A 14,172-nucleotide genomic window follows, 5' to 3' on the forward strand; every position below is an offset into this window, starting at 1 on the left:
AGAACGTAGGGGCGCTCCACCCCCGACAACCTGTCGCAGCTCGCCCATCCCACCGTCATCGCCAACGGCGACAACGACCGCATGGTGCCCTCTGTCCTCTCCGAGGACCTGCACCGACGCATCAAGGACAGCGAGCTGATCATCTATCCCGACTCCGGTCACGGCGGCCTCTTCCAGTACCACCAACACTTCGCTCCCTCTCGCGGTTGAGTTCCTCGCCGTTGACCACCGGGCCGCTGGAAGGGACCTCATTCAGGGGTCATCTCCGCCACCCGGGTCTGGAGGAGTACCGGCAAATCCACCTTGCCGAGTCACATCCCGAGCCGCTGGTCGGCGACCGACGGGGGGCAGACCGCGATCGCCCGGACCAGAAGATCGACGGCGTCGCCGAGGCCAGTTTCCCATCGAAGCCCTCACCCTCAGCGGCCTGGAACAGCACACCCCGGCCCGGCCTCCGCCGCACCGTAGACGAACTGACGACCGACTACAGGACGGGACGGGTCAGAAGCGCGCCCTCCGGGGGCGCACGTCGCGCGCCAGCCGCCCCAGATGGCACCGCAGCCCCTACAGCGTCGCCGCCACGAGCAGTCACACCACGGCCGCGGCCGGCAGCCGCCCACCGAAAGCGCCGGTGAGCAGGACCACGATCAGCGGGGGCAGCGAGTGCGCCAGCAGACCACTCCGGCGCGGCCCCGCACCGGCAGCGGCCTGTGCGACCACCACTCCGGCCAGACCGATCAGCGCGTACACCGTGAAGCTCGCGCACAGCTGCCAGCGCCGGCTTCGGGCGGACCGCGGTGCCCGCGTCAGGCTGCTCGGGGCCGACGACAGTTCGATCTCGCCGCCGACCAAGTTCATGCTTACCCGACGGCAGGGGCGCCGCCTCGACGCTCCGGCACTGGTTGGTTGAAGGCCATGCGCTACACGGCCGCACGTAGGTGTGGGCGGTGGTCTCAAAACGTCGACCGCGAGTCTCCCGCGTGAAGAGGACCGGAAACCCGTTCGCTTACCCCTCCATCTAGGGGGCACACGGAAAAGGACCAACGAGAGCCACCGAATAGGGAGTTGAGCCAGGTGAACTGTCCCTCGTGCGGAGGATCGGCCCAGCAGGCTCCGGACGGCTCCTGGGGGTGCGGGCAGTGCGGCCCCATCACCCATCCGGCGATGGTGGCGTAGGTAGTGTCGAAGTCATGACCTGCGAGCAGCCGCCCCCGCCAGCCGAGGAATTCCATCCCCCGGAGATTACGACGACGGACTGCCGCGGCTGCGGCACCCAGGTATCAGGCATCAGCGGGCGCTACGCCTGCGGGGTTTGCGGCTGGACAAACCCGTGGGACGAGGGGCACCAAGATCTGCCGTCCGCTGATGACCGCTCTGGCCGAACGGGCCACGGACCAGCCGCCTGACTCCTCCGGCAGACAGACCCCCGTCGCGCGTCATTTAAAGAGTCCGCGGCCGACCCGTGCGCCCTCGCCGACAGTCGGCGCGTGCTGCCCATCGAAGTAGCCGGACCGGCAAAGGTCCGGCACTCCGACCACTCCCGCACACACCCACGCTCCGCACCGAACGGTAAGAAACCCGCCACCCTGGCGGCAGCCGAATCGGACTCGCTTCTTACGCTTGGCCGCCGCTCAGAGGGCTGAGGGGGGGTCACCGGGACGGAGGCTCAGCACGGTGACAGGCACGAGTGGCGCTGCCGTCGCCCCACAGGGCCGCTACGACGTTCCGGAGACCTTCAGCCCACGGATCCTGCCGGCGTTGTCGAATGAACCGAAGCCGATCCGCCCGTCGCCGGGCCGCGTGCTCACCGCTGTCATCAACGGGAACGGCGAGCCGTCCAGGTACACGGCCGTCTCGCCGGTGTCCCCGCAGCGCACCACCCTGACCCGATGCCAGGCCGCGTCACTGATCGCGGGCGGGGCGCCGGTGGTTCCGTCCCACTGGTCCTCCACCCGCAGCCGGTCTGCGTCGTCCACCGTGAAGACGCCGTTGTGCGGATAGATGGAGTTGTCCTGGGAGAGATGCGCGTAGCCGAACCTGGTGTCCGATTCATAGCCGAAGATGACGATCACGTCCCGGTTGTCGATGTCGGTCGGCGTATCGATGCGGACTTCGGCGTCGATGCGCACATTGCGATACGTGGGGCCGGTGGTGAGCACCGCGTACTCGTAGGGGCGGCGAGGTCCGGGCCGCTCGACGCCCGGCTCGGTCAGCACCGCCTGGCCGCCCTTGAACCGCCACTTGGAAGGGGTGAGGGGCGACCAGTTCTTCGCGCCCATCACGTCGGTGAGCGTGGTCCCGTCGGTGTCGCAGCTCGCGAACGCGCGCGTCCCGGTCACCTTCCAGATCTTGCCGTTGGCCTTGGAGAGGATGTACAGCTCGCCCTTCGCGTCCTGCCCGAACCGCAGGTCGACACGCTTGTCACCGGCGAGTTCCTGCATGGAGACGCGCTTGCCTGACTTCGCGTCATAGACCATGAGGCTGTACGTCTGTGCCAGGCGCTGTTCGGCGCCCGGCTTCGCGCGACGCATGTCGGCGGCATCCGTGTACAGGAGACGGCCGTCGACGATGTCACCGAAAATGTACTTGCCCCGCAGTTTCTGCAGGTCGTGACCGCGGTAGACGTAGCCGCCGGAGATGCCGCGCCCCACGTCGGACTTGCAGTTCCAGTTGGCCGGCGGGTCGTGGTCGTAGGCGGCAACCGGATAGGTGTAGCCGTACTTCGCGTCATCGGCGGGCAGCGGAAGGATCTTGGCGCACGGGTCGGTTGCTTTCTTGTCGAAGAGGAAGGCGCCCTCGCGTTCGCTCCAGCCGTAGTTGTCGCCGGCCCGCACTTCGTAGACGGACTCGATGGCGTGCTCGCCGACGTGGGAGAGGAACATGCGGTGGCTGCCGCGCTTGTCCCAGCTGAAGCGGTGCGGGTCGCGCATGCCGATCGCGTAGATCTCGCCGAGGGAGCCGGGCTCGCCGACGAACGGATTGGCGGGCGGGATGCCGTACTTGCCGTTCGCGCTGTCCCGGCCGCGCGGGTCGATGCGCAGGAGCTTGCCGTGCGGCAGGGCCCGGTTTTGCGGATCGCCGGTGGTGGAGCCCTTGCCGCCGTCACCGACCGCGATGTAGAGCAGTCCGTAGTCCGCGTCGCCGCGCTCGGCGGTCGGGTTGAAGTCGATCTGCTGGATGCCGTGGACCTGGCCGTTGAAGCCGATGCGGAGCAGCTCTCGGTGGGTGCCTGAGAACACGGTGGCGGTGGGGTCGTCGGCCGTCCACTCGGTGACGATGCCGTGGAACCCGTTTCCGCTGGGCTGGTTGAAGTCCGGTTTGGCTTCGGTCAGTTCGGGCTTCTCGGTGTGGACCGTGTAGAAGCGGCCGTTGCGCCGAAAGTCCGGGTCGAAGGTGACGTAGCCGAAGCCGGTGCCCAGACCCCGGCTGGCGTAGTAGGCGGCGGAGAACTCCTTGTACAGGTCCAGGTAGGGGTGCTGCCGGGAGCCGTCCTTGTTGAGGGAGTACAGGGTGCCGTTCTGGTCCGCGACGGCCAAACGGCCGGACGCGCCCGGGAATGGGGTCAGGTAGTTGATCCGGTTGTGCCGGATGAGACGGCTGTCCTCGACCGGGCCCGGGCGCGGTTCGGACTTCGGGAGCTGGGCGAACTCCTGGACCTCCAGGCCGATACCGGAGGTAACCGGCTTGCCGGGGATGGGGTCGGTGACAGCGGCCGCCGGGGTGTCGGCGGCGGGTGCTTCGAGCGCGCCCGCCGGGGGTGCGGTGAGCACGGCGGCGAGCAGGGCGCCGGTGAGGACCTGAACCAGGAGGGACCTTCTACGGGGACGAACGTGCGGGGCCGACGGGGACAAAGGGGCTCCCTTCGTGTGGCGTGCGCAGGCAGGAGGGGCGTCGGGTGGCGGGGTGGCAGGGTCAGGACGTGTGCTCTGGACATGGGTCTCGGAGAAGTCGGTCCGGGATGCACGTCCAGGAGGTCAACTCAGGACGCGGGTCGCCCGCCCGTGCGGCGGTATTCGGCCCTCACCTGCCCCGGGGTGGCGGCCCGGTCCAGAAACAGCAGATCGTCCATGCGGCAGTTGCAGGGGTTGGCTTCGCGGGTGTTCTGCGGGAAACTCCCGCCGATTTTGATGCCTCGCGGGTCGGTCGGTGAGGCGAGGTCGGGTTCTGGCTCTCCGGCGAGAGCCCACGGGTCGTCGCCGCGTACATAACTGCCTCTGAGCGCACGGCCGTTGCGGTACAGCGCCATCTCACCCGTGTCGAAGTCGAAGGTCGCGGCCAGGTGGACCCATTTGCCGTCCGGCAGATGGGTACGCCAGTCCCCGTCCGCGGCGAAGGTCTGGGACAGGGAGCCGTCCAGGCGGCGCCCGAGTGCGACGAGGCGCAACTCGCCGCCCACATCGATCACTTCAAGGAGGGCCCGTACGTCGTGCCCGTTCGAGTCCCCGGTCAGGACGCCCGCGAGACCGATGGCGTTGTAGAGGTCGGAGGGATCGGTCGAACCTGAGTTCGGGCTTGGGTTCGGCCCGGTGGTACGGAACCAGCCCATCACAGTGACCTGGCGGGCTCCGTTGAACGCGTGCAGCGAGGCCGCGCCGTGCGGGTCGTACACGCCCGCCTTCCAGTCGTCGTTGCCTGCCGCGTCCGGACTCACCTGCCGGGACTGCAGGACGTGCCCGCGCCGCGGATCGACGTGGTCGCGCACGCGCATCGCGGCGCCGCCGTTGACGAGCGACAGGCTGGTGCCCGACGGTCCCACGTCGCGTTCACGGCCGGCGTCCACGGGGTCCGGATGCTCGAAGTCGTAACCCGCGACCAGACTTCCGCGGATGCCTGCCCCCGCGACTGCGGACCGACCGTCGGACGCGGATGCAGCGCCGGGCGGAGTAACGAACGCGGCGGTGAGGAGAGCAGCCCCGGCTGCCATTACGCCAGGCCACAACCTCATCCGTGCAGATCGGCTCCGATACGACGGCATGGCGGTGCCAGGCGTCATGTCCCCTCCAGAGGGCAAGCGATGAAAGCGCTTCCTATCGTGTCTGGTGCAACGTACAAACATCGGGCAGCGGCGACAAGAGCGCGGACGAGCTCCTGTACGGACGGCGATTTCCGGCCGAGGCTACGACTGTCCCCGGACAACGCTCGGGGGTGCCCCCACTGCCGCTCTGCCTTCGCCGAGGAGTGGCGCTGCCGCGGTACGCGGCCGGTGGCAGCAGGAAATGGAACAGCTCCGCCCCCAGCGTCGCCGCCAAGGATCCCCGCATGCAGGGCGCTGGCCTGTCTTGCAAAGTGCGCGGCCCGCGGGGCAGGTATGAAGTCCCGGGGAGCTGATACAGCAGACCGGACAGGCGAGGGGCCTCGGCGAACTGGGCCAGCTGACCGGGTACTCCGGGGCCCAGGTCTCCCGGTGCGAGCGGGGTGGCACCCCGCTGACCGACGTCAATGTTCTGCGGCGCTTTGCCAAGGCTCCCGAACTCCCCCACCGAGCTCTCGGCCTCACCCCGCCCGCGCCCGCCCGCGCCCGGCCGGAAATCCGACACGGTCATCCGGTGGGAGCATCTACGACCTTCCCCCCGGATACCCCCATAGATCTCGTAACACGATCTTGTTAATGTGGGCTGGTTGCTACCGGTGTGACGATTCGGCCGTCCTACCTGCGCGGCCGGGGCCGAACGAAGGTCCTCTTCGGCACCAATTACCCCATGATCACTCCGGGCCAGGCGCCGGAACACCTCGATGAGCTGAACCTGGACGAGGAAACCATCCAACTGTTCCTAGCCGGCAACGCACGACGTATCTTCCGCCTCTGACCGCCCCAGGTCAGCACCGGGCCCAGCACAGACCACCGCAAGACGCAGCGCGACAGACGAGAACAAGTTCGCTTGCCGGCGGCTAAGGGTCACACCGGGCTTTGATCACGTTCAGCAGCAGCCCCGGCCTGCCGGTCCGGGCGCCGGCTAGCGATCACTGAGCCAGACTGCCGCCATCGCTCGCGTCCACAGCACCGGCTACCGGGACTACCGGGTCAGCTGATGACCGTCCTCCGCCGCATCAATGCCCTGGGTTTCCTCGAGCGGATGCAGCTCAGCGATTTGGAGCGCCCCAGCTGGACCGCGGGCCGAGAGCGGCGGGAGGCGAGCGGATCCGCGGCGAGCAGGCCCGACCGCCGGTCCCGGACTGGCTCATCGAGCAGCGCAGCGGCCAGGGGCGGCCGCGGTCCACGTCCTCGCGGGGCACTGCGACATGGCCCGGACGCCTCCGTAGGGCATCACCCGGGACCAGACGCGCCGCGCCCGGCACGATGTCGACGCGTGCCCGTACCGCCCGACCCGATACCGAACTCGGCGTGCTGGAGTAAGCAGGTAGAGCGCCCACCAGAACGGCGAGGTGGATCTACTTCATCTCGCCGACCCAGTGCTTCCCGTCCTTGTCGAAGTCAGGGCGCACCTCCAGGTCAATCTTGTTCAGCTGGCTCCGCGGAACATCGAACGCGAAGTCGGCGGCACCTGAAGATCCGGGCGACACACTGCCCGCGATGCCCGCACCGAGATCTCCGTCAAAGATCTGCTCGCAGGTGTCGCCGTCGCTTCCAGACTTCACATACACGCTCATCAGTGCCCCCTGGAACACCTCGTCGGTTCCGTTGTGCACCTTGATCCGCCACTTGACGGCCTGATTGCCGGACTCGTGGCCGATCGAGTACTCGCCGGGCGTGAACTTGCTCGGCTTGGAAACGGTCACCGTGAGGCCGCCGTCCCACTTCCTCGTGTCTCCCCAATCGCCTGCCTTCTCAGCTGCAGGCGACAGCGAAGGGGCTGCCACAGCCAGGCTGCTACCAGCACCCAGGAGGCACGCAGTCATCGCAGCGACCGAGAGACGGGCGACCGCGGATGCACGTATGCCGTTCATATCTCCAGGGTCCGCCCGTTGACGGCCGGGGTCGACTGGAGCAGTTGGGCTCGTGCTCGTCGCTGTGCGGCCGGACGCTGGAGTCGCGGAATATCCGGTCGCTGTCGCCCTCGCCGAAGCGGTCTCACGCCTGCCCCGAGGTGACCACTAGTGGTATGAGCCGAAGTCATGGACAGGGTTCGTTCTCTGTCCGGTGTCCATCGCCCGATGGCTACGTGTGGCCCCCGGCGTAGATCGCTATGCGGCGGATGCGCCGAGCGGAGACGTGCCCGAAGGAGTCGAGGCGGGAGTGGATCTCGAAAAGCGAGACAGGCAGGTTGATCCTAGGAAGCGTGGCCTCCGTGGTGGTCGTCTTCAGCAGGCAGGGACTGCGCTTCGCCCACGCGCCGAGATCATTCACCGACAGGCGCCCCGGAAGCCGCCTCGAGGGCGACGAACACCACCTTCGTCCTTCAGCTCAGCTCGGCGGGCACAGACCGATGTTGGTCGTCACCACCACGGAAAGCGGCGTAGCGGACCAGAGCTGGCTGCACGACTGCGAGCAGCAGGCATGCGAGTGCCATGGCACTCCACAGCCCGGCTGGCCCGGCCTGCTCAAGCAGTTGCGTCCCCAAGAGGGGTGCTGCGATCCCCGCGATGCCCCAACTGGTGCCGTACACAGCCAGGTAGCGGCCCTTTGCGCTCGCCGGGGCCAGCCTGGCGACCAGCGCATAAACGCGGCCCACTAGGAGGAGGTCACCCACACTCCACACGACGGTTGCCGCCAGGTAGGCGGCCAGACCGCCGGCGAGGGCGTATCCCCCCAGACCCAATGCCAGCAGCAGATACCCGACAGCGAACGCGACGGGCGTCGTGAGCGTGGCCAGCGGACTCCAGCGGATCAGCGGCTGGCCTACGCAGATGGTGAGTGCGGAAGCAGTGAACAGCAGGCCAGCATCGGCAGGCTGCAGTCCTTGATGGTCCATGGCCAGCGGCAGCGTGATCATGATCTGGAGGTAGATCACGGCGAACAGCGTCCCCGTCGCGAACAGGAGCAGCAGGGCACGGTCGCGCCACGGGGCGACCGCAGCCAAGGGCTCCGGGGTGGTCGGTACGGGTGTGCGGTGGTGGTCGGCGGGCAGGACCAGGTGCACGGTGAGCGCGCAGAGCAGGCACGTGACGGCGTCCACGACAAAGAGCCAGCGCAGATCCCAGCGGCCCAGGCTCGCCGCGAGGAGCCCGGCGCCCATGCCGGCCGCGGCTAGGGCTGCATTCAACAGGCCGTATGCGTGCACGTGTTCACTGGGCGCCACCACATCGGCGATCATGGCTTGGCTCGGTGGTTCGTAGAGCTCGAAGACCAGTCCCAGCAGAGCCGCGCAGCAGATGGCCAGTGTCAGACTGCCGGCCGCGGCGAGTTCCAGCTGCGCCACCGCGCAGCCTGTCAGCCCCACCACGATGGTGCGGCGTCGGCCGATCCGGTCGGCCAGGCGTCCCCCGGCCAGGCGTGAGGGAATCGTGGCCAGACCGAAGACAGCATTGACCGCTCCGGCTACGGCAGTGCTCACCCCAAAACTCGTCGTGAGAAGCACGGTGAGGAAAGACATCGAGAACGCACCGAGCCGGTTGACGGCCCGTGCCACGATCAGCAGCCGCACTGCCCGCGGTAACCGTCCGCTTCCCTGCATGGAACTCCCCCCAGTCGTGACCGGCGAATCGGATATCGTTGGTGACGCCTGGACGCTAGGGCCCGAAGGAGTGACCAGTCAAGTGATGTTCGATGGTCACGTGCTGACGCTGCTCGATGCAGCGGTCTCGCTCGTGAATGTGCTGACCGACGGCTCCCGGCAGGGCCGCCCCTACACCGCCCCGCGCGGCGACCAGCTCCCCCGCGCCGTCCACGACGCGCTGCCACTTGCAGAGGCCCGTAACGCCACCGTCGAGCCGGAACACGCGGACTATCTCGTGCGCACCGCCCAGCAGTTGCGGGCCGTGTTCGACGCCGTCGACGACGATCGCACCGATGACGCGGCGGAACTCGTCAATGCCCTGCTGCGCACCACCGGGGCACGCCCGCAACTCGACCGCGTCGACGGCGAACCCTGGCAAGTCCACTTCCACGGAAGCCAGGACACCCTCGCTGTGGGATGGAGCGCCGGATGCGTCACCGCGCTGGCCCTGGCCATCGGCAGCAACCTCGCCGGCCGCCTCGGCGTGTGCACCGCACCGCACTGTGACCGCGTCTACGTCGACAACTCCCGCAACGCCGTCCGCCACTTCTGCTCGAATGCCTGCCGCAACCGCGTCAAAGCCGCCGCCTTCCGCGCACGCAACAGCTCATAGAGCCGAGGTGCAGCACGCAGCCCGTGCATCATGCATGACATGGGCCCGCGCGCCCCGCACCTGCACACGCACAGCGGGGATTGGCGTGGTGCGGTCACCGGCTCGAAGACCCGCACGACCTCTACGGACCCCCTTGTCACGCGTCCTGTATGGCCGGGCGATCCGGATGGCTCCGTCCGATTCCCGTCAGCATTCCGGTCAGGGCGACGCACACCACGCTGACACCGATGCCCAGGCACGTGGCGGTGACGCCGACCCCGGCCGCCGCGGCCGTAACCGCTGCCGCCCCCAGCGGGCCCAGTGCGAAGTGGGTCGTCCAAAACGCGGCGGTAACCCTCCCCAACAGATGGCCGGGGGTCACCTCCTGGCGCAGCGACATGGAGCAGGTACCCGCGATGCTGGTGCAGAACAGCATCACCGCGGACAACACACCGACCACCAGGACACTGTGCGCCAGTCCCAGACACAGAACTGCCGTACCGCACAGCGCGAAGGCACCGATCCAGCTGGCGCCGAACCCGAGCCGTTCACGAACACGCGCGACGGCGAACGACGCCAGACAGGTGCCCAGCGTGCCCGCGCTCAAGACGAGGCCCACGGTGCTGTCCGGATGCCCCAGGTCCTCCCTGACGAGGAAAATGAGGAGGTCGGTGAGCCCGTAGGTGAGAAAGGTCAGCAGCGAGAGCAGTACCGTCAACGGGCGCAGCACCGGATGGGCCCACAGGAACCGAACGCCGACGAGGAACTCGCCCCGCACACCCGCCCGTTCCGTCTCGTTTTGAGCAGAGACCTGCCGGACAGGGCGGATCTTCACGAAGAGGATGCCGATGGCGGATAGGGCGAAGGTGACTGAGTCGATTCCTATGGCCGCAGCCGGGCCGAAGATGGAGGCGATAAACCCCGCCAAGGCCGGGCCCCCGGCGCTGGCGGCAGCGTACGTACCAAAAAGGTGGCCGTTGGCCCTGGTTATCTGATGAGGCTCGACGATGGCAGGAACGACCGTCACGTACGCCACCCGGAACAGCATCATGAACACGCCCGCGGACGGGACGACCGCATAGATCAGCCACATCGGCGTAGCGAAGAGCCAGACCAGCGGAATCAGAGCAAACAGCAGGCAACGCGCCCAGTCGGCCAGCATGAGGAGTCGACGCCGGTCTGCACGGTCCACGATCACACCGGCGAACAGCCCGGTGAGGATTGAGGCGACCCCGGTCAAGGCGGTGACAAGGCCCATCTGCACAACGGAACCCGTGCTGTGCAGCACCAGGAGCGGGATCGCCACGTAGGAGAAGGAATCCCCAAGAGCCGAAAGAGTCTGAATGCCGAGGAAAATCCGGTAGTTGGGATTGCCCCACAAACCAGGAGGACTCTGCTCCCCCCGGCCCGCCGACTTCGCACTCTCACGCGCACCACGTGTAGACACGGACCGCCCTTCTCCCGATGACCGCAGCGATTAGACCACGGGCTACCAGCCCCTGCCCCCCGACGCCTCCTCCACGACCTTGGCAGGCGGCTTACGGGTTCCACAAAGGCATTTGATCTGTGACTGTGTGCACGTCGGCTCGCCGGCCTGGGTGTGGCGAAACATCAGTCGCGTCCGTGGATCGTGTCGGATGAACTGTGTTCGCTCATCGGGGCGTTGCTGCCGAAGCCGGGACCGAACCTGGCACAGGGCAGACCTCGGGTGCCCGATCGGCAGGCCCTGTGCGGGGTCTTGTACGTCTACACGCCGCTATCCAGTGGCAGTACCTGCCTCAGCCCGCTCCAACCTCCGCTTCGCTGACAAGCGCATCGCCGACTTCGAAGCACGACTCTTCGAACAGGGCCGGTCGTGAAGCTTTGAGGCCGTCCCCGACGCCGCTTTTCTCGATCCCCAGCGGGCCCAGTTGTCACCGCCCAGGCAGCACCCGACCGCCTAGCAGCACCCCGCACGCCCCGGCGGTCACAAGGCTGCCGGCGAGGAAGGCGCCCTGCACGTCAGCGAGCGGCAGGATGAGACCCCCCAGCGCGGCACCCGCCGCGATACCCGCGTTGTAGGCACCAGAGTTCGCTGCAAGTGCGATATCTGTGCGGCCCGGTGCGCAATGCAACATCTCGTTCTGGGTGGTCATGAACACCGGCCCCAGCGCACCCCCCATCAGCACCAGGAATACCACCGCCGCCACAGGATCGGTGCCGACTGCGTACAGACCGAGCATGCCCACCGCCTGCGTGGCAACGGCAGTGATCCGCGCGGTCTGCGGCAAGCGGTCCAGCAACGCCCCGGCGATCGGCCTCAAGCGCCCCACGCGGTGACCCTATCCGTCTCGGAAGAGCCAGAAGAAGCCTTGGAAACACTCCCCCAGGGGGCTTGCTCACCGGCACTCAAGCGCCGGCTGTTCGACCGCTCAGGATGCGAACTCTCGCGCACGCGCGCCTTGTTGGCGTGCCGAACCCACTGCTCTGCTCGACCAGGAGGGCGGGGGGCGTCCGCAGCCGTGAACCCCGGAAATCTTCACCCACCCGCCCCACCGGACCATCCATGGCGCGGCAACGCGGTGCACGACCTGCTCAAGCACCCCGAAACGGCCTTCACACCGTTCTTTGACCAGCCGCTTCAACAGGGCGCAGCTTCATTCGGCGGCGCCCCCGCCCGAGCGGTGCCACCCGCGAGAGCGGCGGATCAGGTGCCCGGCTTGCGACCGTAGACGAAGACGTCGTCGCCCTTGCGCAGCATGTTCCAGTACTTCACGGCATCCTTCTTCGTCATGTTGACGCAGCCGTGGGAGCCCGGCGGAGACCAGACGCTGACGCCGACCGAGTGGAACGCCTGGCCGCCGTCGAAGAACTGGCTGTAGGGCATCGGCACGTGGTAGATGCTCGACACGTGGTCGATGTTGCGCCAGTAGACCTTCTTCAGGCCCGTGCGGGTCTCGTGGCCGTTGCGGCCGGTGCGCACCGGGACGGGGCCGTACTTGAGGGTCTTGCCGTCCTGGATCCAGCTGAGCTGCAGCGTCAGATCGACACACGCGATGCGCCCCTTGTTGGTCGGGCACTTGCCCGCCTTGTTGGGGTTGTTGCCCACTGCTTTCTGCTTGTTCATGAGGTTCATGACGCCCCAGGTGACGCCGCCCGCGTACCCGGCGTTCGGGGTGATCTTGTGCTTGGTCTGGAAGGCCTTGATGACCTTGCAGTCGGCTGCCGACTGTTTGCCGTCCACCGGGCGGCCGAGAAACTTCTCGACCTGCTTCTGGTAAGGGCCGGTCTGTGCCGAGCACGACGCGGCCTGGGCACTGCCCGTGCCGAGCGCCACCGAAAGCGGGGCCACCAGCACGGTGATCCCCAGAGCCACGGCTCCTCGTCTGCGTATGTCCCCCACTGCTGCCCACTCCCCGTTCGTCCTGGTACGTCATGGGTCCGCGGGTCGGATCCCACCTGCTAGACAGCACAGGCCCGCGGTTCGTTGCAGGACGAACCGACACAGATGTGTAACAGAGGCCGACATGTCGCCAAAGGCGGCCGCCCACTCCCCGGCCTCAGCACCTCCACAAGGACGACGGTCGCGTCGGTGGGTACTCAGCCGACATTCGCCCCGGTGGAGGTGCAGAGGCCGGGGGCGCGCCTCGCCGCCCACGAACCCGCTGTCGCGGAAGATGTCATCGTCCACCAGCGGATGGGGTCGCCCGCGGCGGCCGAGCACAGCGGCGAACCGGGCAAACGAGGGCGGGGAGGTGCTCTGTGGATTCGTACGTGGGAGCTGACACCACTTGTTGCTCAGAGCGGGGAACGCTCGGATTCGCCGGAGGGCGATGTCTCTGAGTTCTGGCAACGCCCGGGCGGGGTTGCGGTGCGAGCATGCGACGTGCTCTGCGGGATGAGGCTGCAATGGCCCCACCAAAGGCCAAGGTCGACTTGTACGCGGCGATCCGTCGTGATGCCCGGGCAGGGATGTCGTATCGGGCCTTGATGCGTGAGTACGGAGTGGGATTCCGCACGGTGAAGGTCGCGTTGGAGTCGGTCTGGCCGGAGCCGCGGAAGAAGCCGCGGCCGCGCGGGACCCGCCTGGATGCCCACAAGCCGTTGATCGACGAGATGCTCCGGGCGGATCTGGATGCGCCGCGCAAGCAGCGTCATACCGTCAGGCGGAAATGCGACCGGCTCCTGGACGAGCACGGGGCGGAGGCGGTGACCTATCCGATGGTGCGGGCCTGTGTCGCCGACCGGCGCCCCCAGATCGCTGTTGAGGCCGGCCGCGGGGTGGTGCACGCGTTCATTCCGCAGTCCCACCGGCCGGGGGCCGAGGCGGAGGTGGACTTCGGTGGCGTGAAGGTCCGCTTGGCCGGTGCGAGGCGCCCGCGGAATCCGATGGTGCGACGCGGCTCCGCCGTCAATAATCGCCGGATGCACGATGTGGAGCTCTCCGATGGGATCGTCACTCTGTCACCGCTGCGCTTGGACGATGTGGATGCGCACCTTGCGGGGGAGGACGAGCTGTTGGTGCGCTGGCTCAGCGGAGGTCCCGGGACGCGTCAGGGCGTCGAGGCATACATTCAGCACTGCCTGGAGCAGTGGGGCAGTGCCGGGCCGCTCCGCGCTTTTGGTATCCGATCGGGAGCCGGTGACGCGCTCGCGGGGACGATCGACTTGCGGTTCGCGCAGGAAGGCTTGGCTCCCGGCCAAGTCAACATCGCCTACGGGCTCTATCCGTCTTGGCGTGGCCAGGGCCTGGCAACCCGCGCAGTCCACCTGGTGTCCCGGTACACGGCGAGCGAGGGAGCGACCGAGGCGGTGATCCGGGTGGAGCCGGAGAACTCCGTATCCGCCGCTGTCGCGCTCCGGGCGGGGTTCGTCTATCGCGAGCGCGTTTGCGCCGAGGATGGCACCTGGTTGGACTGGTACGTCCGGGACCTGGGCAAGGGGCTGCTCACCGGGTAGGCCGCTGCGGAGGGACGGGGCGATACT

Annotated in this window: 13 protein-coding genes; 4 read left to right on the forward strand and 9 right to left on the reverse strand. The window is 67.8% G+C overall.

Annotation, left to right across the window (positions count from 1 at the left end; genetic code table 11):
• The first annotated feature begins 81 nt into the window (after nt 1-81).
• Nucleotides 82-210 (forward strand): hypothetical protein, encoded by a 129-nt coding sequence (locus ACWD02_RS06150; protein WP_451204978.1) that lies wholly within the window; start codon nt 82-84, stop codon nt 208-210.
• A gap of 378 nt (nt 211-588) precedes the next feature.
• On the opposite strand, the gene ACWD02_RS06155 is transcribed toward ACWD02_RS06150, so the two are convergent.
• From ACWD02_RS06155 to ACWD02_RS06165, 3 genes are all read right to left on the reverse strand, one after another.
• On the reverse strand, nt 589-858 hold the full coding sequence (locus ACWD02_RS06155; RefSeq protein WP_451204980.1) for a hypothetical protein: 270 nt from the start codon (nt 856-858) through the stop codon (nt 589-591).
• An 857-nt stretch (nt 859-1,715) separates the two neighbouring features.
• Complete coding sequence (locus tag ACWD02_RS06160; protein ID WP_451204982.1) at nt 1,716-3,851, reverse strand: PQQ-dependent sugar dehydrogenase; 2,136 nt, start codon at nt 3,849-3,851, stop codon at nt 1,716-1,718.
• Nucleotides 3,852-3,979: 128 nt separating this feature from the next.
• Complete coding sequence (locus ACWD02_RS06165; protein ID WP_451204984.1) at nt 3,980-4,924, reverse strand: LamG-like jellyroll fold domain-containing protein; 945 nt, start codon at nt 4,922-4,924, stop codon at nt 3,980-3,982.
• 706 nt (nt 4,925-5,630) lie between these two features.
• Here ACWD02_RS06165 and ACWD02_RS06170 point away from each other — a divergent pair.
• On the forward strand, nt 5,631-5,807 hold the full coding sequence (locus ACWD02_RS06170) for an amidohydrolase family protein (RefSeq protein WP_451204986.1): 177 nt from the start codon (nt 5,631-5,633) through the stop codon (nt 5,805-5,807).
• Between the two features lie 583 nt (nt 5,808-6,390).
• On the opposite strand, the gene ACWD02_RS06175 is transcribed toward ACWD02_RS06170, so the two are convergent.
• The 3 genes from ACWD02_RS06175 to ACWD02_RS06185 form a co-directional block, all read right to left on the reverse strand.
• Nucleotides 6,391-6,906, reverse strand: coding sequence for a hypothetical protein (locus ACWD02_RS06175; protein WP_451204988.1), 516 nt, complete (start codon nt 6,904-6,906; stop codon nt 6,391-6,393).
• 211 nt (nt 6,907-7,117) lie between these two features.
• Nucleotides 7,118-7,306, reverse strand: coding sequence for a hypothetical protein (locus tag ACWD02_RS06180; protein ID WP_451204990.1), 189 nt, complete (start codon nt 7,304-7,306; stop codon nt 7,118-7,120).
• Nucleotides 7,307-7,358: 52 nt separating this feature from the next.
• Nucleotides 7,359-8,543 carry an MFS transporter gene (locus ACWD02_RS06185; protein WP_451204992.1) on the reverse strand — a complete coding sequence of 395 codons (1,185 nt, stop codon included), beginning with the start codon at nt 8,541-8,543 and terminating at the stop codon, nt 7,359-7,361.
• A gap of 115 nt (nt 8,544-8,658) precedes the next feature.
• On the opposite strand from ACWD02_RS06185, the gene ACWD02_RS06190 reads away from it, so the two are divergent.
• Nucleotides 8,659-9,228, forward strand: coding sequence for a CGNR zinc finger domain-containing protein (locus ACWD02_RS06190; RefSeq protein ID WP_451204994.1), 570 nt, complete (start codon nt 8,659-8,661; stop codon nt 9,226-9,228).
• Nucleotides 9,229-9,364: 136 nt separating this feature from the next.
• Here the strand turns inward: ACWD02_RS06190 and ACWD02_RS06195 are convergent, their stop codons facing one another.
• The 3 genes from ACWD02_RS06195 to ACWD02_RS06205 form a co-directional block, all read right to left on the reverse strand.
• On the reverse strand, nt 9,365-10,654 hold the full coding sequence (locus tag ACWD02_RS06195; RefSeq protein ID WP_451204996.1) for an MFS transporter: 1,290 nt from the start codon (nt 10,652-10,654) through the stop codon (nt 9,365-9,367).
• Between the two features lie 466 nt (nt 10,655-11,120).
• Entirely contained in the window at nt 11,121-11,519 is a 399-nt protein-coding gene (locus ACWD02_RS06200) for a hypothetical protein (protein WP_451204998.1), read from the reverse strand.
• 374 nt (nt 11,520-11,893) lie between these two features.
• Nucleotides 11,894-12,589: a L,D-transpeptidase gene (locus tag ACWD02_RS06205; RefSeq protein ID WP_451205000.1), complete on the reverse strand. Its 696-nt coding sequence runs from the start codon at nt 12,587-12,589 to the stop codon at nt 11,894-11,896.
• 506 nt (nt 12,590-13,095) lie between these two features.
• Here ACWD02_RS06205 and ACWD02_RS06210 point away from each other — a divergent pair.
• On the forward strand, nt 13,096-14,145 hold the full coding sequence (locus ACWD02_RS06210; RefSeq protein ID WP_451205002.1) for a GNAT family N-acetyltransferase: 1,050 nt from the start codon (nt 13,096-13,098) through the stop codon (nt 14,143-14,145).
• The last annotated feature ends 27 nt before the right edge of the window (nt 14,146-14,172 follow it).

The organism is Streptomyces sp. NPDC002853 (assembly GCF_053591915.1).

Bases quoted from the DNA above. Each gene is read 5' to 3' on its own strand.
- ACWD02_RS06150 (WP_451204978.1), top strand. From the start codon at position 82: ATGGTGCCCTCTGTCCTCTCCGAGGACCTGCACCGACGCATCAAGGAC.
- ACWD02_RS06190 (WP_451204994.1), top strand. From the start codon at position 8,659: ATGTTCGATGGTCACGTGCTGACGCTGCTCGATGCAGCGGTCTCGCTC.
- ACWD02_RS06155 (WP_451204980.1), bottom strand. From the start codon at position 858: ATGAACTTGGTCGGCGGCGAGATCGAACTGTCGTCGGCCCCGAGCAGC.
- ACWD02_RS06175 (WP_451204988.1), bottom strand. From the start codon at position 6,906: ATGAACGGCATACGTGCATCCGCGGTCGCCCGTCTCTCGGTCGCTGCG.
- ACWD02_RS06165 (WP_451204984.1), bottom strand. From the start codon at position 4,924: ATGGCAGCCGGGGCTGCTCTCCTCACCGCCGCGTTCGTTACTCCGCCC.
- ACWD02_RS06210 (WP_451205002.1), top strand. From the start codon at position 13,096: ATGGCCCCACCAAAGGCCAAGGTCGACTTGTACGCGGCGATCCGTCGT.